Origin of the sequence: Methylobacterium sp. 092160098-2, from assembly GCF_028920805.1 — a bacterium.
GTDB classification, from domain to species: Bacteria; Pseudomonadota; Alphaproteobacteria; order Rhizobiales; family Beijerinckiaceae; genus Methylobacterium; species Methylobacterium fujisawaense.
Genome location: NZ_JAQPZJ010000001.1, coordinates 4,948,997 through 4,966,345, shown reverse-complemented (window position 1 = coordinate 4,966,345; position 17,349 = coordinate 4,948,997). Strand labels below are relative to the sequence as shown.

Annotated in this window: 16 protein-coding genes and 1 pseudogene; 12 read left to right on the top strand and 5 right to left on the bottom strand. The window is 72.4% G+C overall.

The window, feature by feature from the left end:
• Nucleotides 1–120: 120 nt before the first annotated feature.
• Nucleotides 121–1,203, top strand: coding sequence for a DNA polymerase IV (gene dinB / locus PQI07_RS23500; RefSeq protein WP_043350672.1), 1,083 nt, complete (start codon nucleotides 121–123; stop codon nucleotides 1,201–1,203).
• 187 nt (nucleotides 1,204–1,390) lie between these two features.
• Nucleotides 1,391–1,618 (top strand): hypothetical protein, encoded by a 228-nt coding sequence (locus PQI07_RS23495; RefSeq protein WP_053608237.1) that lies wholly within the window; start codon nucleotides 1,391–1,393, stop codon nucleotides 1,616–1,618.
• Nucleotides 1,619–1,669: 51 nt separating this feature from the next.
• On the opposite strand, the gene PQI07_RS23490 is transcribed toward PQI07_RS23495, so the two are convergent.
• The 3 genes from PQI07_RS23490 to PQI07_RS23480 all read right to left on the bottom strand — a co-directional run bounded on the left by PQI07_RS23490 (nucleotide 1,670) and on the right by PQI07_RS23480 (nucleotide 3,598).
• Entirely contained in the window at nucleotides 1,670–1,870 is a 201-nt protein-coding gene (locus PQI07_RS23490; protein WP_043350668.1) for a hypothetical protein, read from the bottom strand.
• Between the two features lie 112 nt (nucleotides 1,871–1,982).
• Nucleotides 1,983–2,609 carry a bifunctional nicotinamidase/pyrazinamidase gene (gene pncA / locus PQI07_RS23485; RefSeq protein ID WP_053608238.1) on the bottom strand — a complete coding sequence of 209 codons (627 nt, stop codon included), beginning with the start codon at nucleotides 2,607–2,609 and terminating at the stop codon, nucleotides 1,983–1,985.
• 11 nt (nucleotides 2,610–2,620) lie between these two features.
• A complete protein-coding gene (locus tag PQI07_RS23480) occupies nucleotides 2,621–3,598 on the bottom strand; it encodes a quinone oxidoreductase family protein (RefSeq protein ID WP_043379664.1) in 978 nt (325 codons plus the stop codon).
• A gap of 212 nt (nucleotides 3,599–3,810) precedes the next feature.
• Between PQI07_RS23480 and PQI07_RS23475 the strand changes: the two genes are divergently transcribed.
• From PQI07_RS23475 to PQI07_RS23445, 7 genes are all read left to right on the top strand, one after another.
• The gene (locus tag PQI07_RS23475; protein ID WP_043351869.1) at nucleotides 3,811–4,107 is read left to right on the top strand and encodes an FAD assembly factor SdhE; all 297 of its coding nucleotides are present in this window, start codon (nucleotides 3,811–3,813) and stop codon (nucleotides 4,105–4,107) included.
• 25 nt (nucleotides 4,108–4,132) lie between these two features.
• Nucleotides 4,133–4,363 carry a hypothetical protein gene (locus PQI07_RS23470; protein WP_043351867.1) on the top strand — a complete coding sequence of 77 codons (231 nt, stop codon included), beginning with the start codon at nucleotides 4,133–4,135 and terminating at the stop codon, nucleotides 4,361–4,363.
• Between the two features lie 271 nt (nucleotides 4,364–4,634).
• A complete protein-coding gene (gene mfd / locus PQI07_RS23465; RefSeq protein WP_053608239.1) occupies nucleotides 4,635–8,231 on the top strand; it encodes a transcription-repair coupling factor in 3,597 nt (1,198 codons plus the stop codon).
• Between the two features lie 142 nt (nucleotides 8,232–8,373).
• Entirely contained in the window at nucleotides 8,374–9,702 is a 1,329-nt protein-coding gene (locus PQI07_RS23460; protein WP_274927525.1) for an AmpG family muropeptide MFS transporter, read from the top strand.
• A 190-nt stretch (nucleotides 9,703–9,892) separates the two neighbouring features.
• Nucleotides 9,893–11,269, top strand: coding sequence for a DUF2778 domain-containing protein (locus PQI07_RS23455; protein ID WP_274927524.1), 1,377 nt, complete (start codon nucleotides 9,893–9,895; stop codon nucleotides 11,267–11,269).
• Between the two features lie 125 nt (nucleotides 11,270–11,394).
• Complete coding sequence (locus PQI07_RS23450; protein WP_274927523.1) at nucleotides 11,395–12,444, top strand: HpcH/HpaI aldolase/citrate lyase family protein; 1,050 nt, start codon at nucleotides 11,395–11,397, stop codon at nucleotides 12,442–12,444.
• Between the two features lie 320 nt (nucleotides 12,445–12,764).
• The gene (locus tag PQI07_RS23445; protein WP_075380066.1) at nucleotides 12,765–13,118 is read left to right on the top strand and encodes an endonuclease domain-containing protein; all 354 of its coding nucleotides are present in this window, start codon (nucleotides 12,765–12,767) and stop codon (nucleotides 13,116–13,118) included.
• A 7-nt stretch (nucleotides 13,119–13,125) separates the two neighbouring features.
• Here the strand turns inward: PQI07_RS23445 and PQI07_RS23440 are convergent, their stop codons facing one another.
• Nucleotides 13,126–14,109 (bottom strand): GlxA family transcriptional regulator, encoded by a 984-nt coding sequence (locus PQI07_RS23440; RefSeq protein WP_274927522.1) that lies wholly within the window; start codon nucleotides 14,107–14,109, stop codon nucleotides 13,126–13,128.
• A gap of 53 nt (nucleotides 14,110–14,162) precedes the next feature.
• Here PQI07_RS23440 and PQI07_RS23435 point away from each other — a divergent pair.
• The 3 genes and pseudogenes from PQI07_RS23435 to PQI07_RS23425 all read left to right on the top strand — a co-directional run bounded on the left by PQI07_RS23435 (nucleotide 14,163) and on the right by PQI07_RS23425 (nucleotide 16,420).
• A pseudogene (locus PQI07_RS23435) lies at nucleotides 14,163–14,905 on the top strand (DJ-1/PfpI family protein).
• 96 nt (nucleotides 14,906–15,001) lie between these two features.
• Nucleotides 15,002–15,340 carry a heat shock protein HspQ gene (hspQ, locus tag PQI07_RS23430; RefSeq protein WP_043357318.1) on the top strand — a complete coding sequence of 113 codons (339 nt, stop codon included), beginning with the start codon at nucleotides 15,002–15,004 and terminating at the stop codon, nucleotides 15,338–15,340.
• An 84-nt stretch (nucleotides 15,341–15,424) separates the two neighbouring features.
• Nucleotides 15,425–16,420, top strand: coding sequence for a DUF4424 domain-containing protein (locus tag PQI07_RS23425; RefSeq protein WP_043379645.1), 996 nt, complete (start codon nucleotides 15,425–15,427; stop codon nucleotides 16,418–16,420).
• A gap of 122 nt (nucleotides 16,421–16,542) precedes the next feature.
• On the opposite strand, the gene PQI07_RS23420 is transcribed toward PQI07_RS23425, so the two are convergent.
• Nucleotides 16,543–17,319, bottom strand: a complete 777-nt coding sequence (locus PQI07_RS23420) for an invasion associated locus B family protein (RefSeq protein ID WP_043379642.1) — start codon at nucleotides 17,317–17,319, stop codon at nucleotides 16,543–16,545.
• Between the last annotated feature and the right edge of the window lie 30 nt (nucleotides 17,320–17,349).

Here is a 17,349-nt window from a genome sequence, read left to right as displayed (position 1 = left end):
TCGCGATGACGGGCGCGGGCCGGACTCCTGTTGAAGCCCTCTCCGACGCGGCTTGACCCCGCCGGCCCACCGCGGTCTTTGGAACAGAGCAGGAACTCACCGCGGATCTCCGAGGCGGCGATGGATCCGGAGGTCGCGCTCCGCAAGATCATCCACATCGACATGGACGCGTTCTACGCCTCCGTGGAGCAGCGCGACGACCCGTCCCTGCGCGGCAAGCCCCTGGCGGTGGGCGGCTCGCGGGAGCGGGGCGTCGTGGCGGCGGCGAGCTACGAGGCGCGCAAGTTCGGCGTGCGCTCGGCCATGCCGTCGGCCACGGCCCGGCGGCTCTGCCCGGACCTGCTGTTCGTGAAGCCGCGCTTCGAGGTCTACCGGGCGGTCTCGGAGGAGATCCGCGCGGTCTTCGCCCGGCACACGCCGCTCATCGAGCCGGTGGCCCTCGACGAGGCCTATCTGGATGTCACCGAGAACCTCCTGGGCCTGCCGACGGCGACGGCCGTGGCGAAGGCGATCCGGGCCGAGATCCTGGAGCGCACCGGGCTCGTGGCCTCGGCCGGGGTCTCGTACAACAAGTTCCTCGCCAAGGTGGCGTCCGACCACAGGAAGCCGAACGCCCTGTTCGTCATCACCCCCGCCATGGGGCCGGACTTCGTGGCCGAACTGCCGATCGGCCGGTTCCACGGCGTCGGTCCGGTCACCGAGGCGAAGATGAAGCGGCTCGGGATCGAGACCGGGGCGGATCTCCGCGCCTGGACGCCGGAGCGCCTGCGCGAGACCTTCGGCTCCGCGGGCGCCTATTACCACGCGGTCGCCCGGGGGATCGACGAGCGGCCGGTCCGCGCCCACCGGGTGCGCAAATCGATCGGGGCGGAGACCACCTTCTCGGAGGATACGGCGGCCTTCGAGGTCCTGGCCGCCCGGCTGGCGCCGCTGTTCGACAAGGTCTGGGCGGGGGCCGAGGCCAAGGGGATGCGCGCCCGGACCGTGACCCTGAAACTGAAGTTCTCGGATTTCGCCCAGGTTACCCGGGCGAAATCGCTCACCGTTCCCGTGGCCGACCGGGCCAATCTGGAGCGGATCGGCCTCGACCTGCTCGCCGGCCTGTTCCCCCTGCGGCGCAGCGCGCGGCTGATCGGGGTGTCGCTGTCGGGCTTCGCGCAGGACGCGCCCGAGGCGCCGCTCCAGCTCGGGCTGGCGCTCTGACGAGGCGCCCCGTCGCGGGGCCCTGTCGCGGGGCCCTGTCGCGGAGCGCCGTCGCGCGGCCCGCGCTGATGCGACGCGGGATCGTCGTGCGGTCGCGCACGCCGGGCCCGCGCGGCCGCCCCCACATGGGATCCATCCGGCGCGGACCGGCATTCGCCGGGACCGCGCGCACCGAAGGGTCCGTCCCATGTCGAAGCCCGCCGTCCTGGCTCTGTCCGCCGCGCTCCTGCTGACCGTCCCGGTGGGCGCCGCCCGCGCCGACGGCACCGCCGCCTTCGGGGCCGCCAACGCGGCGCAGCTCCTGGGCTACACCGCGAGCCCCGCCCAGCTCTACGTCCCGGCGAGTGGCCCATCCGCCGGGTTCGCGACCGGCCCGGCGCCCCAGCGGCCGAAGCCGCCGGCCCGCGCCCGCTGACCGGGATCGCCCGGGCCGGGCCGGCCTGGGCGTGCCGTCACCCCGGCTCGGTCAGGCGTTCTTGCGCGGCCGGTGGTCCGGGTCGACGCCGCCGTCGCGCTTCGTCTCGTTGTCGACGTCGCCCTCGAAGGTCGAATCCGCCTGCAGATCCGCCGGGTCGGCGCCGCTCATCCCCTTCGAGGTGCCGATCCCGGGATTGCCCTTGAGGTCGGCGTCCGTGGGCGTGTCGGTCTTCGGGTGCTTGCCTGACATGCTGGCTCCTGACTGGCATCCTGCCCGGATGCCGATGTCGGGCCAACGCGTCGGGGCGGGGGCGGTCTCCCGCGCGGCATGCGGCGGTTCGCCTCCCGCGCCCCGGGGGCGCTCAGCCGATCTGCGCCGCCGCGATCCGGCGGACGCCCGCCGCCTCCATCCGCGCCCAGGCCTGCGCCAGCGACCCGTCCACGTCGATCCCGCGCACCGCATCCTCCACCACGAGGACCTCGAAGCCGGCGTCGCGGGCGTCGAGCGCGCTCCAGGCGACGCAGAAATCGGTGGCGAGGCCGCACACGGCGACGCGGGTGATGCCGCGCTCCCTGAGCGCCCCCGCGAGGCCCGTGCGCGTGGCCCGGTCGGCTTCGAGGAAGGCCGAGTAGCTGTCGACCCGGGGATCGAGCCCCTTGCGCACCACTAGGCTCGCCCGGTCGGTGGCAAGCCCCGGCGCGAAGGTGGCGCCTCGGCTGCCCTGGACGCAGTGCCGGGGCCACAGCACCTGCGGCCCGTAGGGCAGCACGATGGTCTCGAACGGCGCCCGACCGGGATGGGTCTCGGCGAAGGAGACGTGATCCGCCGGGTGCCAGTCCTGCATCAGCACCACATGCCGGAAGCGGTGCTGGAGCGCGTTGATCGGCTCGACCACCGCGTCGCCCCCCGGGACGGGGAGCGCCCCGCCCGGCAGGAAATCGACCTGCACGTCGACGACGAGGAGCAGGTCGGCGTTGCCGGGCGTCACGGTCGCGGGCCTCAGGGCAGCATCACGATCGAGCCGGTGGTCTCCCGGCCCGCGAGGTCGCGGTGGACCTGCTGCGCCTCGGCCAGCGGGTAGGTGGCGTTCACCGCGATCTTCACCGCGCCGTCGCGCACCACCTTGAACAGGCGGGCGGCCGCCTCCTCCAGGGTGGCGCGGTCCGACGTGAAGGTCGCCAGCGTCGGGCGGGTCACGTAGAGCGAGCCGCGCGGGGCCAGCAGGCCGAGGTCGAGCCCGGTGATCGCCCCCGAGGCCGAGCCGAAGCTCGCCAGGAGGCCGAGCGGCGCGAGGCTGTCCAGCGAGCCCATCAGGGTCGCCTGCCCGACGCCGTCATAGACCACCGGCACGCCCTTGCCGCCGGTGATCTCGCGCACGCGCTTGGCGACATCCTCCTCGCGGTAGAGGATGACGTGGTCGCAGCCGTTCTGCTTGGCGAGTTCCGCCTTCTCGGGGCTGCCGGCGGTGCCGATCACGGTGGCGCCGAGGTGCTTGGCCCACTGGCAGGCGATCAGGCCGACGCCGCCGGCGGCCGCCTGCCACAGGATCGTGTCGCCGGGCTTCACCGCGTAGGTCCGGTGCAGCAGGTACTCGACGGTCAGGCCCTTGAGCATCATGGCGGCGGCGGTCTTCTCGTCGACCCCCTCGGGGATCGGCACGGCCGCGGAGGCCGGGATCACCGGCTCCTCGGCGTAGCAGCCGTCCGCCACCGAGCCGTAGGCGACCCGGTCGCCGGGCTTGAACTGCGAGACCCCCTCGCCCACCGCCGTGACGGTGCCGGCGCCCTCCTTGCCGGGGGTGTAGGGCATGTGCGGGGACTTGTAGGCGCCGGTGCGGAAGTAGATGTCGATGAAGTTGACGCCGATGGCGGCCTGCTTGACGCGGATCTGCCCGGGGCCGGGCTCGGCCAGGGGCACGTCCTCGAAGCGCATCACCTCGGGGCCGCCGTACTCGTAGACCCGGATCGCCTTCGGCATCGTCCTGCTCCCGCTCGCCGCCCCGTCCGGGGCGTTGCAGCCCGAGATAACGGAGCGCCCGCCGGAGGCAATTCGTTTTTGGGCCCCCGTACGCCGCCCGTGCGCCGGTTGTAACCCGCCCAGGGGCGCCGCCGTTCTGGATCCGCCGGTCCCGGGCGCCTATCTAGCCCTCGTCCCTGCTCCTGCCCTTCCTCAGCCGAGGTCCGAGATCCATGTCCGGCACCACCCGCACGAGCGCCGACCTCGATCCGCGCCGCCGCCGCCTCCTCTACCGCGCCTGGCACCGGGGCATCCGCGAGATGGACCTGATCATGGGCCGCTTCGCCGATGCCGAGATCGGCGACCTGTCGGAGGCGGAGCTCGACCAGTTCGAGGCGCTGATCGAGGTGCCGGACCGCGACCTGTTCAAGTGGCTCACCGGCGAGGTCGAGACGCCGTCGAACTACGACACGTCGGTCTGGCGGCGGGTGCGGGCGTTCCACCGGCACGACGCGCCGATCCATTCCTGAGAGCGACCGGTCGAGAGTGCCCGCGATGGACGAACCCAAGCCCAACTACGATCACCCGGCCCGGTCGATCGCCACCGAGCTGGTGGTGCGGATCATGCTGGAGATGATGGAGCGCTCCGATCCGGCGCTCCGCGCCGAGATTCTGCGGCAGGCGACGGTGCGCGCCGGGGCGATGACCGAGCACATGCCCAACGCGGATTTCTTCCGCGGCCGGGTCGAGGCGGCGCTGGCGGAGATCGTCGGGCCGGACGCCTGAGGGGCGTGCGCCGGGGTATCCCCGGCCCCGACGCGGCGCGGGTCTCCTCTCCCATGCTGGAGAGGGGACCCGCGCGCCATCCTGGGCCCGGCTCACCGACGATCGGCCGCCCATCGGCGCAGGGCCGTTCCCTGCCGCGACGGAGCGTCCATATAGGCTCTGTCCCGCCGCCCGGCCGCCGCCGCCATGCTTTATCGCGGCGGCCCGATCGGCTAACGCCACCCGACCTCTACCCCTGACGCGCCCGGCGGGATTTCCCGCGAAAGACCCGATGGCCAAGCCTCAGCCGAAGCCCCCCGCCCCCGCCGCCAAGCCGCAGGTCGCGCGCTTCGCCCTGCCGAAATCCTCGGCGCTCGCCCGGGCGATCGACGCCCTGAAGCGCGGCGACAGCCCGGTCCTGGCGAACGCCCCGGAGGGCTTCGACGCGCTGGCGCTCGCCGACCTCGCCCGCGCCCTGGCGCCCACCGTCGACGCGCCGGCCGTGCTGGTCCACGTGGCGCGGGATTCCGGACGCTCGGCCTCGTTCCAGGCGGCGCTCGGCTTCGTCGCGCCCGAGATGGACGTGATGAGCCTGCCGGCCTGGGACTGCCAGCCCTACGACCGGGTCTCGCCGACCACGGCCACGGCCGCCGCCCGGATGACGGCGCTCGCCCGCCTCGCCCGCACCCGCTCCGCCGAGGACCGCCCGCGGATCCTCTGCACCACGGTCAACGCCCTGGTGCAGCGGGTTCCGCCCCGCACCCACATCGCCAAGGAGGCGTTCTCGGCGGCGATCGGCAACGTCGTGTCCATGGACGACGTGGTCGCCTGGGTCGAGGCCAACGGCTTCCTGCGGACCGGCACCGTGCGCGACACCGGCGAGTATGCGGTGCGCGGCGGCATCCTCGACCTGTCGCCGCCGGGCTTAGCCGCGCCGATCCGCCTCGACTTCTTCGGCGACACGCTGGAATCGATCCGCGCCTTCGATCCGGAGACGCAGCGCACCACCGGGCAGCTCCGCTCGCTGGACCTGATGCCGATGAGCGAGGTCCAGCTCACCACCGAGACGATCCGGCGCTTCCGCCAGGGCTACATCCAGAGCTTCGGCGCGGCGACCCGGGACGACCGGCTCTACGAGACCGTGAGCGAGGGGCGCCGCTACGCCGGCCTCGAGCACTGGATGCCGCTGTTCTACGACCACCTCGACACGCTGTTCGACTATCTCGGCGGCGTGCCGCTGGTCTTCGACCCGCAGGTCGAGGACGCCGCCGCCGAGCGGATCAGCCTCGTCCAGGATTATTACCAAGCCCGCGAGGGCGCGATGAAGACGCCGCAGGCCGGCGTCGCTCCCTACAAGCCACTACCGCCCCGGGCCCTCTACCTGACGCCGAACGAGCTGAAGGAGCGGATCGCCACCGCCACGGTGGCGCGGCTGACGCCCTTCGCGCAGCCCGAATCCGCGGAGCGCGCCGTGATCGATTGCGGCGCCAAGGCCGGGCGGAGCTTCGCCCCCGAGCGGGCCGACGAGAATGCCAGCGTGTTCGACGCCGCTGTGGCGCATATCCGCGACCTCCAGGGATCCGGTCATCACGTGATCCTGGGCGCCTGGTCCGACGGATCCCGCGACCGGCTCTGCGGCGTGCTCACCGACCACGGCCTCAAGAAGCCGGTGGCGATCACCCGGCTCACCGACGTCTACGCGCTCAAGCGCGGCACCGACGCGGCAGTGGCCGTCTGGGGCCTGGAGGCGGGCTTCACCGCGGGCGAGCTAGCCGTCGTCTCCGAGGGCGACATCCTGGGTGACCGGCTGGTCCGCCAGAAGCGCAAGGCCAAGCGGCCCCAGGACGTGATCCTGGAGGTGCAGGCGCTCCAGCCCGGCGACCTCGTGGTCCATGCCGACCACGGCATCGGCCGGTTCGTCGGCCTCAAGACGATCCACGCCGCGGGTGCCCCGCACGATTGCCTGGAGCTGCAATACACCGGCGGCCTGCTGCTGCTGCCGGTGGAGAATATCGAGCTCCTGACCCGCTACGGCTCGGAGGATTCCGAGGTCGCCCTCGACCGGCTCGGTGGCGGCGCGTGGCAGGCCCGCAAGGCCAAGATGAAGCGCCGCATCCTCGAGATGGCGGGCGAATTGATCAAGGTCGCGGCCCAGCGCTTCGTCCGGAAGGCCCCCGCCCTCAAAGCGCCGGAGGGGCTCTACGGGGAATTCGCCGCCCGCTTCCCGTTCGAGGAGACCGAGGATCAGGCCAACGCGATCGACGCGGTGCTGGACGACCTCAATGCCGGCCGGCCGATGGACCGGCTGGTCTGCGGCGATGTCGGCTTCGGCAAGACCGAGGTGGCTTTGCGCGCCGCCTTCGCGGCGGCGATCTCCGGCAAGCAGGTGGCGGTGATCGTCCCCACGACGCTGCTGGCCCGCCAGCACTACCGGACCTTCGCGGAGCGCTTCAAAGGATTGCCGGTTCAGGTGGCGCAGCTCTCCCGCTTCGCCTCCGCCGGGGAGATGAAGCAGACGCGGGCGGGGCTCATCGCCGGCACGGTCGACATCGTGGTCGGCACCCACGCCCTCTTGGCCAAGAACATCGCCTTCAAGGATCTCGGCCTGATCATCGTGGACGAGGAGCAGCATTTCGGCGTCGCCCACAAGGAGCGGCTGAAGGCGCTCCAGGCCGACGTCCACGTGCTGACGCTGTCGGCGACGCCGATCCCGCGCACGCTCCAGCTCGCCATGACGGGGGTGCGCGAGCTCTCGATCATCGCGACGCCGCCGGTGGACCGGCTGGTGGTGCGCACCTTCGTGACACCCTTCGACCCGCTGACCATCCGGGAGGCCCTGCTGCGCGAACGCTACCGCGGCGGCCAGTCCTTCTACGTGGTTCCCAGGATCGAGGATCTGGCGGAGGTCAAGAAATTCCTCGACGCCGAGATGCCCGAGATCAAGGTCGCGGTGGCCCACGGCCAGATGGCGGCCGGCCAGCTCGAGGACGTGATGACGGCCTTCTACGAGGGCAAGTTCGACGTGCTGCTCTCGACCACGATCGTGGAATCGGGCCTCGACATCCCCACCGCCAACACGCTGATCGTCCACCGGGCCGACATGTTCGGGCTGGCCCAGCTCTATCAGCTGCGCGGCCGGGTCGGGCGCTCGAAGGCCCGGGCCTACGCGCTGTTCACGACCCCGGCGAACCGCCAGCTTACCGCCCAGGCCGAGCAGCGCCTCAAGGTGCTCCAGAGCCTCGACACCCTGGGCGCGGGCTTCCAGCTCGCGAGCCACGATCTCGACATCCGCGGCGCCGGCAACCTGCTCGGCGACGCGCAGTCCGGCCACATCAAGGAGGTCGGCTACGAACTCTACCAGCAGATGCTGGAGGATGCGGTGACGGCGCTCAAGGCCGGCATCGAGGACGTGCCCGAGGAGGCGTGGTCGCCGACCATCGCGCTGGGCGCCCCGGTGACCATCCCGGAGACCTATGTGGAGGATCTCGGCGCGCGGCTCGCGCTCTACCGGCGCCTCGCCACCCTCCAGGACGATGCCGAGATGGAGAGCTTCGGCGCCGAGCTCATCGACCGGTTCGGGCCGCTGCCGCCGGAGGTGGAGCAGCTCCTCAAGATCGGCACGATCAAGATCCTCTGCCTCAAGGCGAATGTCGAGAAGGTCGAGGCCGGCCCGAAGGGCGTGGTGGTCCATTTCCGCGACCGCTCCTACGCCAACCCGCAGGGGCTCGTCGCCTACGTGGCCGAGCAGGCCTCCTTCGCGAAGGTGCGGCCCGACATGAGCGTCGTGTTCGTGCGCGAGCTGAATACGGTCCCGGCCCGGCTCAAGACCGCCACCGAGGTGCTGCGCAGCCTCGTGAAGATCGCCGAGCGGGGGAAGAAGGCGGCGTAACGATCCGCCCGATAGACTCCCTCATCCTGAGGTGCCCGCGTCAGTGGGCACCTCAGGATGAGGGGGCAGGTGGGAAAGCCGTGTGTGTTGCACCGCCCGCCCATCTCTGCTCTCTCCGTCGCGAATCCCAGGAGACGCGTGGATGGCAAACCCGGCCGCAGCCAGCGCCCCGTCCGATCCGGCAAGATCCGAGAAAAACGCCTTCCTCACCCCCCTGTTCACCGACCGGCGCGTCGTCGCGGTGCTCGGGCTCGGCTTCGCGCAGGGCATCCCGTTCCTGCTCGTCTACGCGACCCAGTCGGCGTGGCTCGTCCAGGCGCAGGTGCCGCTCGCCACGATCGGGCTGATGAGCGAGCTGACCATCGCCTACAAGCTCAAGTTCCTCTGGGCCCCCTTCCTCGACCGCCACGACGCGCCGCTCATCGGCCGCTGGCTCGGGCGGCGCCGGGGCTGGATCGTCGCCACGCAGATCCTGGTGGCCCTGGCGCTGGCCGGCGTCGCCTTCGGCGATCCGGCCCACTGGCTCGCCTGGACGGTGGCGTTCTCCCTGGCGCTCGGCGTGGCCGGCGCCACCCAGGACGTGGTGATCGACGGCTGGCGCATCACCGCCGCGCCCCCGGAGCGGCAGGCGCTGATGTCGTCGTGGTCGGAGATCGGCTACCGGATCGGCAACCTCGCGGCGGGCGCCGGCGCCCTCTACCTGTCCGACGCCTATGGCTGGCGCGCCGCCTACCTGTGCATGGCCGCCCTGATGGCCCCCGGCACGATCGCGGCCCTGCTCGCCCCCGAGCCCCCCGCCCCCGAGACGCCCGCCACCGGCGGCTTCGTCGAGACCGTCTGGGCGCCGATCCGCGACCTCCTCGCCCGGCTCGGGCCGCTGGCCGTGCCGGTGCTGGCGCTGGTCGCGGGCTTCCGGATGCCCGGCTACGTCTCGAACGCCATGGCGATCCCGCTGTTCAAGACGCTCGGCTACTCCAACACCGACATCGCCACCGTGACGAAGCTGTTCGGCTTCTGGATCGCGCTCGGCGGCACCTTCCTGGCGAGCGCCATCATCCCGCGGATCGGCATGATGGCGAGCCTGCTGATCGGCACCGTGACGGCCTCGGCCTCGCACCTCGCGCTGGCCTATCTCGCGTGGCACGGCGGCCATGGCGGGGCGGCGTTCTGGACCTTCGCGCTGACCGTGGGGATCGACGGCTTCGCCTACGCCTTCGCGTCGATCGTGCTGATCACCTACATGTCGCGGCTCTCGGCGACCGCGCACGCGGCGAGCCAGTACGCCCTGCTCACCTCGCTCTGCGCCCTGCCGGGCAGCCTGCTCGCCGGGTTCTCGGGCTTCGTGATCGAGCGGACCGGGTTCACGTGGTTCTTCGTCGGCACATCGCTGATCGGCGTGCCGGTGGCCCTGCTCTGCCTGCTGGTCGCGCGCCGCCACGGGCCCATGGACACGCCCGGACAGGCGATCTGAGGCTGTGTCCCAACACGGGAACGCGCGCGGAAACTGTCTCTTTAGCGGGGATTAACCACAGCACGGCTTAATGGGGTGGACGGTTGATGTCCTCCCCAGACGGGCGACCCAGGCCACGTGCGCGGAAACAAGCTTTCGCGGGCGAACGGCGGCGGCTGCCCACGGGGAAGCGCGTACGCGAGTTCCCCGAATGGCCCAGGCTGCGTTGTCCCAAGCCGCGTTCCAGACTGCGTATCCGAGCGCGGCGCCCCTGCGCCGGGCGCCGCCGCGCATCACCTACGTCGAGACCGTCTACGATCCCGTCATCCGCACCCGGGCGCCCTACCCGAGTGCCATGCGGCGCGCGCGCCGCCGCGCCCGGCTGACGGCGCTCATCTCCCTGACGGGCATAACCCTGGCCGGCTGGGCCGTGTTCAGCCAGCCGCAGGGGCCGGCCCGGATCGACCAGCAGACCGTCGCCGCGACCGGGGCGATGTCCGGGCTCCCGCCGGTCGCCGCCCCGATCCGGCACGCCGCTCGCAACGCCGCGCCGAAGCCGAGCATCGCCTGGATGCTCGATCCGAGCCCGGCGCTGGGCTCCGGTTCCGCGACGGCCTTCGGCGAGGCCCTGCCGACCGCCACCTTCCAGATCGCCCGTGCCGAGCCGTCCCCGGCGGTCCGCGAGATCGCCCGGCAGGTTGCCCGGGCCGAGCAGTCCAAGGCCGCGCAGACGGCCGAGCAGGCCCAGATCCGGATGGCCCAGATCCGGATGGCCCAGGCCAAGATGGGCGAGACGACCGCGGAGGCGCCGGCCGCCCCGGTCCGGATCGCCGCGGCCGAGCCCACGCCCGCCGCCCTCGCGCCCGCCTCCGTCCTCGTGCCGCTGCCGGTGTCGCGTCCGCCCGAGCTGCGGCGTGCGCCCGCGGTCCCGGCCACGCGGGTGGCGACCCGCGCCCTGCCCCGGACCCGCGACGTGTTCCGCGCCGCGATGGCCGAGGAGCCGTCCTTCTTCGAGAAGCTGTTCGGCGTCGGTTCCGCGGCCCCGTCACAGGACAGCCGCCAGGAGCCCCGTCAGGCGCTGGCCTATGCCAGCCCGGACGCCCTGCCGCAGGAGGCGCCGCGCACCCGGATCAGCCCGGAGCCCGATTCGGTGGCCGGCACGGCCGTCTACGACATCACCGCGCGCACGGTGACGCTGCCCTCCGGCGAGGTGCTGGAGGCCCATTCCGGCCTCGGCGAGGCCATGGACAACCCGCGCTACGTCCACCTGCGCATGCGCGGCTCGACGCCGCCCGGCACCTACACGCTGACCGAGCGCGAGCGCCTGTTCCACGGGGTCCGGGCGATCCGCCTCAACCCGGTGGGCGGCAGCGCCGCGATCCACGGCCGCGACGGCCTGCTCGCCCACACCTACATGCTGCGGCAGCCCGGCGCCTCGAACGGCTGCGTCTCCTTCCGCGACTACAACCGCTTCCTGCAGGCCTTCCTGCGGGGCGAGGTCCGGCGCCTCGTGGTGGTGGCCGGCAGCGAGGCCGGCGGCATCCTCAACCGGATCGGCTTGGCCGGGCGCCGCGGCAGCCGGGGCTGAAGCGCGACAGGGTTGACGACCGTCTGAGCCGAAAGTTCGAGACCACTTCGGCGCGGCGCGGCTTTACGCGCCCGCCCCAGCTGCCTTAACGGGGCTCAGACGCCAGCCCTGACAAGAGGCACCCGATGAAACTGCCCCGCCGCTTCTTCCAGCCCCTCGCCACCGGCGCGCCGGCCCCGTTCCGCGAGCTGCCCGTGCGGCTGGAGCGGATGATCCACTTCGTGCCGCCCCACAACGACAAGGTCCGCGCCCGGGTGCCGGAGCTCGCCGGCACGGTCGACGTGGTGCTGGGCAACCTGGAGGACGCGGTCCCGGCCGACCAGAAGGAGGCGGCCCGCAAGGGCTTCGTGGCGATGGCCCAGGCCACCGACTTCGCCGCCACCGGCACCGGCCTCTGGACCCGGATCAACGCCCTCAACTCGCCCTGGATTCTCGACGACCTGTTCACGATCGTGGCCGAGGTCGGCGACAAGCTCGACGTCGTGATGGTGCCCAAGGTCGAGGGGCCGTGGGACATCCACTACATCGACCAGCTCCTCGCCCAGCTCGAGGCGCGCCACGGCGTGACGAAGCCGATCCTGGTCCACGCGATCCTGGAGACCGCCGAGGGCGTCGCCAACGTCGACGCCATCGCGTCGGCCTCGCCGCGGATGCACGGGATGAGCCTCGGGCCGGCGGATCTCGCGGCGTCCCGCGGCATGAAGACCACCCGGGTCGGCGGCGGCCACCCGGATTACCGGGTGATCGCGGACCCGGCGGGCGACGCGCCCCGGGCCAGCGCCCAGCAGGACCTCTGGCACTACACCATCGCCAAGATGGTCGATGCTTGCATGGCCAACGGCATCAAGGCCTTCTACGGCCCGTTCGGCGACTTCTCCGACGGCGCGGCCTGCGAGGCGCAGTTCCGCAACGCCTTCCTGATGGGCTGCGCGGGCGCCTGGACGCTGCATCCGAGCCAGGTGGCGATCGCCAAGCGGGTCTTCGCGCCGGACCCGGCCGAGGTGGCCTTCGCGGCCCGGATCGTCGAGGCCATGCCGGACGGCACCGGCGCCGTGATGCTCGACGGCAAGATGCAGGACGACGCCACCTGGAAGCAGGCCAAGGTCATCGTGGATCTCGCCAAGCTGGTGGCCGCGAAGGATCCGGAGCTGGCGGCGGTCTACAGGCTGGGGTGAGCGGCTGCCGGATTCGGGCGTCGTGTGCGGCGCCGCGGTGACGGGACGAAACGCGGGTCCCCTCTCCCGTGCGGGAGAGGGACAGGGTGAGGGATCAGGTCTGTCCGGAAGAGGCGCGCCCTGTCGGCGCGTCGATCACGTGCTTGATCCTGAGCGTTCTCGCCCCTCACCCCAACCCTCTCCCGCACGGGAGAGGGGGCGCGTCGCGCCGGTCTGGACCGGTGCCGTCGCGGACCCGAGCGCTTCTTCGGGTCAGGCCCGCGCAAGCGAGGCCTCCGTATCATCCGCCGGATCCGCGATCGCCCTGCCGGAACCGAGCGGTGACCAGATCGATCCCGCGCGCCCGCTCGCTGCGGCGCGCTCAGACATCCGCCGAGGCTAAGCTCTGGCGCGTTCTGCGAAACCGCGCCCTGAACGGCTGGAAATTCCGCCGCCAGCACCCGATCGACCGATACATCGTCGACTTTGCCTGCATAGAGGCCAAATTCATCGTCGAAGTGGACGGGGCAACGCATTCCACGGATGCCGAGCTCGTCCGAGACGCCATGCGGACCGAAATCCTCGAATCGCTCGGCTTCGCCCTGCTCCGCATCCCGAACGCGGACATCCACGACCATCGCGACGGCGTGCGCGAGACGATCCTGGCGGCCCTCGAGCGCCGCGACACGGTCTAGTCCCCCCTCATCCGCCGAACCGCGCCCGATACGCCTGCGGCGTCGCCGCGACGTGCCGCAGGAAGCTGCGCCGCAGCCTCTCCTCGGAGCCGAAGCCGCAGGTCCGGGCGATTCGCTTCACCGGCTGCGCCGTCTCGGCGAGCGCCCGCCGGGCCGCCTCCACCCGCAGGCGCTCCACGGCCTTGGCGGGGGTGAGGCCGGTCGCCTCCAGATAGTGCCGGCTCAGGCTGCGCGCGCTCATCCCGGCCGCCGCGGCCAGCGCCGGCAGCGACAGGTCGCCGGACAGGTTGTCCGCCATGAAGGCGTGGAGCCGCCCGAACCGCTCCTCGCCCGCCTGCAGGGCCAGCGCCGCGCTGAACTGCGCCTGCCCGCCGGGGCGCTTGAGGAACATCACGAGGTGGCGCGCCACCGCCAGGGCGGTCGCGCGGCCGAGATCCTCCTCGACCAGCGCCAGGGCCAGGTCGATGCCCGCCGTGACCCCCGCCGAGGACCAGACCGGGCCGTCGCGCACGAAGATCGGGTCGGGCTCGATCCGGGCGCGCCGGTAGCGCGCGGCGAGCGCGCCGCAATGCTTCCAATGGGTCACGGCCCGCCGCCCGTCGAGGAGCCCCGCCGCTCCGAGCAGGAACGCGCCGGTGCAGACCGAGGCGACCCGGCGGGCCCGGCCCGCCCGGGCCCGCACCCAGGCCACCAGGGCGGCGTCGTCGCAGGCCGCGACGACGCCGGGGCCGCCCGCGATCACCAGCGTGTCCACCGGCGCCGCGAGATCCGGCAGCGGGTCGGCGACCAGCCGCAGGCCCGCCGAGGCGGTGAGCCCCGGGTCGCCGGCCGCGATCACCCGCGGCGCGTATGGGGTCCCGGCGCCGCCGTGCTCGTTGGCGGTGGCGAAGACCTGGAGCGGCCCGGCCACGTCGAGGAGCTGCACCGACGGGAAGGCCAGCACCTCGATCGGTCGCGGTTGATCTGGCGAGAAACGAGGGCTCTTTGGCATTTCGGCCAGATCCTGACGCGGTAGGGTGTCCCTGTCCACCACGGAGGCCCGGCATGATCCCGCCCGACACCCATCTGCAGATCGGCTCGCTCCTGTTCGAGGGGCTGGACCAGATCGACCTCACCGGCCCGTTCGAGGTCCTGTCCCGGGTGCCCAACAGCACCTACCGGGTCTACGCGCCGAGCCTGGACCCCGTCCGCGACGTCCGCGGCCTCCGGATCCTGCCGGATGCCACCCTGGCGGAGGCCCCGCGGCTCGACGTGCTGCACGTCCCGGGCGGCCAGGGCCAGGAGGCCCTGATGCGGGACGCGGCCGTGCTCGGCTGGATCCGCGACCAGGCGGCCGGGGCCGGCCACGTCCTCTCGGTCTGCACCGGCGCGCTCCTCCTCGGTGCGGCCGGTCTGCTGGTGGGGCGGCGGGCCACGACCTACTGGAACGCCGTCCACCTGCTCCCGTTCTTCGGGGCCGAGCCGGTGGATGAGCGCGTCGTGATCGACCGCGACGCGGACGGCCGCACCTGGGTGTTCGCGGCCGGGGTCACCGCGGGCATCGACGGGGCGCTGCGGCTCGCCGCCGCGCTGCGCGGCGACGAGGCCGCGCAGGCGATCCAGCTCGGCATGCAATACGCCCCGAGCCGCCCTTCGACAGCGGCACGCCCCGGACGGCCCCGCCGGCCATCGTGGCGCGGGCGCGGGCGGCCGCCGCCGACCTCACCGCTCGGCGCGAGGCCACCGCCCGGGCGATCGCGGCCGAACGCGGCATCCGGCCTCCCGAACCCGCGTCCGTCACCCGATGACGCGCAGGCCGGTGCGCGCCGTTACCGGTCGGCGGCACCGACCCGGTGACAGGCCCCGTCAACGGACCTATCTGTCCGTTCTGGACGGACTGAACCATGACGGACGTAACACTGAGAACCGCGAAATTCGCGATCGGCGCCGTGGTGCGCCACCGGATCTACCCGTTCCGCGGCGTCGTGTTCGACGTCGACCCGGTGTTCGACAACACCGAGGAATGGTGGCTGGCGATCCCCGAGGAGGTCCGGCCGCGCAAGGACCAGCCGTTCTACCACCTGCTCGCCGAGAACGCCGAGACCGAGTACGTGGCCTACGTGTCGGAACAGAACCTCCTGCCCGACACGTCGGGCGAAGCCCTGCGCCATGCCGGCATCGCCGAGATGTTCGAGCGCGACGCCGCCGGCGCATACCGGATGCGGGACCGCCCCACGAACTGAGCGGGCCGGGACTCGTCAAGATCCTGGCAACGCCGCCGCGATAGCCTTCCGTGACGGCCCGTGCCGTCGCACGGGCCCGACGCCATGATCCGACCTGTCGCCGCCGCGCTTCTGGCCGCCGGCCTTCTCTCGATCCAGGCCCGCGCCAACGATAGCGCCGCCGAACTCGATGCCGGCGGGCTGGTCCTGAGGCGCGAGCCCGGAATCGCGCTGGCGAGCGAGGACCTGTCGATCGCCAGCGACCGGATCGGCGTCTCCTACCTGTTCCGCAATCAGGGGCAGGAGCCCCGCACGGTGCGGATCGCCTTCCCGCTGCCGCCCATCGACGGGCGCGAACTCAGCTTCTCGGCCCTCGCGCTGCCGCAGCCCGAAAGCCCGAACTTCGTCGGCTTCACCGTGACGGTGGACGGAAAGCCGCTCGCACCGGAGCTGGAGGAGCGGGCCTTCGTGGGCGAGCGCGAGGTGACGGACCTCCTCCGCCGCCACGACCTGCCCCTGAACCCGCTCCGCTTCGACGCGATCAAGGCGGCCGAGAAGCGGATCGGCACCGCCGCGTGGGCCGAACTGGTCAAGGCCGGCCTGTTCCCCGAATCCGAGGGGATGACCGATCGCATGACCGAGGGCCTGTGGCGCAGCGAGGCGAAGTTCCACTGGCTCCAGACCTTCCCGCCCGGGCAGGATATCCGCATCGCGCACAGCTACGCGCCGGTGAACGGCTTCCATTTCCTCGACCTCAAGGACGCCTCCCGCGAGGGCTACCGGGCGACCTACTGCCTGGACGAGGCCGGGCTCACGGCGATCCGGCGCCTGCAGGCGAAGGCGGCGGATCCCAGCGGCTACCTGCGCGCCACCGTAGTGCCCTACATCGTCACCACGGCGCGCAACTGGGCCGCGCCGATCGGGCGCTTCACCCTCACGGTCGACAAGGGCAGCCCGGAGGCGGTGGTGAGCTTCTGCCGCACGGGCATCCGGAAGACCGGGCCGACCACGTTCCGCTGGGAGGCCCGGGACTACGTTCCCGACCAGGATCTGCGCGTGCTGATCGTCCAGCCGGGTTCGGGCCCGGCGGGGACCCGGTAGATCCCGGCGCCGGGCGCCTCAAACGCGAAGGGCCGGACCTCGCGGTCCGGCCCCCGATACGGACCCGCCGCGCGGCGGGTCGATGGCGCTCGCGGTCCCGGAGGACCGCGGACGAGAAGCCCTTACTTGGCGGCGGGGGCCGGCGCCGCGGCACCGGCGGCCGGAGCGGAGCCCTGCTGCTGCTCCAGCTTCTTGCGCATGTCCTCGGAGCGCTTCTCCAGCTCGGCCTGGAGCTTCTTCTGCTGCTCCTCGAGGACCTTCGGGTCGATGGCCGGGCCGTCGAAGGCCTTGCCGAAGCCGGTCAGCGGCACCGCGAAGGTGACCTCGCGCTGGGTCTGGTTCTGGACCGAGACGTTGAGGGTCGTGCCCTTCTTCATCGCGGCGATCACGCCGGCATCGACGCCGCCGGCCTCGGCGAAGCAGCCGTTCGGGAAGCAGACCGCGAAGCGACCGGCGGTCGCCGCCTGGCCGTCGACGCTGAAGCGGATGCCCGGCTGCAGCAGCAGGCCGAGCGGCAGCAGGTAGCGCACCACGCGCACCTCCTGCTTCTGGGCGGCGTTCTTCATCTCGTAGACCGCCACTGCCAGCACGGGCTGGCCCTGGTCGGACACGAAGTCGCGGGTCGTGTAGCAGATGTCGGTGCCCGAGCCCTGATCCTTGCCGCAGACCTTGGTCCAGTCGGCCTGGCTCGGCTCGGACTTCACGGCGACGATCTGCGGGCCGGTCTGGGCGGCCGGGGTGTTCGCCGCCGGGGTGCCCGGGGCGGTCGGCGCCGGCGCGGCCGGCGCGGGAGCGGCGGGCTTCTTCGGCTGCGCCAGGGCCGGCGCGGCCGCGAGACCGAGGCCCGCGAGGCCGAAAAGAGCGGCGCGCGCGAGCGTCGCGGTGCGGGTGAAGGACATCGGCTCTGACCCCTTGGAAGAGACGTGGTG

Excerpts from the sequence above, each read along its gene's own strand:
- dinB (WP_043350672.1), top strand. The coding sequence starts at position 121 with ATGGATCCGGAGGTCGCGCTCCGCAAGATCATCCACATCGACATGGAC.
- PQI07_RS23495 (WP_053608237.1), top strand. The coding sequence starts at position 1,391 with ATGTCGAAGCCCGCCGTCCTGGCTCTGTCCGCCGCGCTCCTGCTGACC.
- PQI07_RS23490 (WP_043350668.1), bottom strand. The coding sequence starts at position 1,870 with ATGTCAGGCAAGCACCCGAAGACCGACACGCCCACGGACGCCGACCTC.
- PQI07_RS23480 (WP_043379664.1), bottom strand. The coding sequence starts at position 3,598 with ATGCCGAAGGCGATCCGGGTCTACGAGTACGGCGGCCCCGAGGTGATG.
- PQI07_RS23475 (WP_043351869.1), top strand. The coding sequence starts at position 3,811 with ATGTCCGGCACCACCCGCACGAGCGCCGACCTCGATCCGCGCCGCCGC.
- PQI07_RS23470 (WP_043351867.1), top strand. The coding sequence starts at position 4,133 with ATGGACGAACCCAAGCCCAACTACGATCACCCGGCCCGGTCGATCGCC.
- mfd (WP_053608239.1), top strand. The coding sequence starts at position 4,635 with ATGGCCAAGCCTCAGCCGAAGCCCCCCGCCCCCGCCGCCAAGCCGCAG.
- PQI07_RS23460 (WP_274927525.1), top strand. The coding sequence starts at position 8,374 with ATGGCAAACCCGGCCGCAGCCAGCGCCCCGTCCGATCCGGCAAGATCC.
- PQI07_RS23455 (WP_274927524.1), top strand. The coding sequence starts at position 9,893 with ATGGCCCAGGCTGCGTTGTCCCAAGCCGCGTTCCAGACTGCGTATCCG.
- PQI07_RS23450 (WP_274927523.1), top strand. The coding sequence starts at position 11,395 with ATGAAACTGCCCCGCCGCTTCTTCCAGCCCCTCGCCACCGGCGCGCCG.
- PQI07_RS23440 (WP_274927522.1), bottom strand. The coding sequence starts at position 14,109 with ATGCCAAAGAGCCCTCGTTTCTCGCCAGATCAACCGCGACCGATCGAG.
- hspQ (WP_043357318.1), top strand. The coding sequence starts at position 15,002 with ATGACGGACGTAACACTGAGAACCGCGAAATTCGCGATCGGCGCCGTG.
- PQI07_RS23425 (WP_043379645.1), top strand. The coding sequence starts at position 15,425 with ATGATCCGACCTGTCGCCGCCGCGCTTCTGGCCGCCGGCCTTCTCTCG.
- PQI07_RS23420 (WP_043379642.1), bottom strand. The coding sequence starts at position 17,319 with ATGTCCTTCACCCGCACCGCGACGCTCGCGCGCGCCGCTCTTTTCGGC.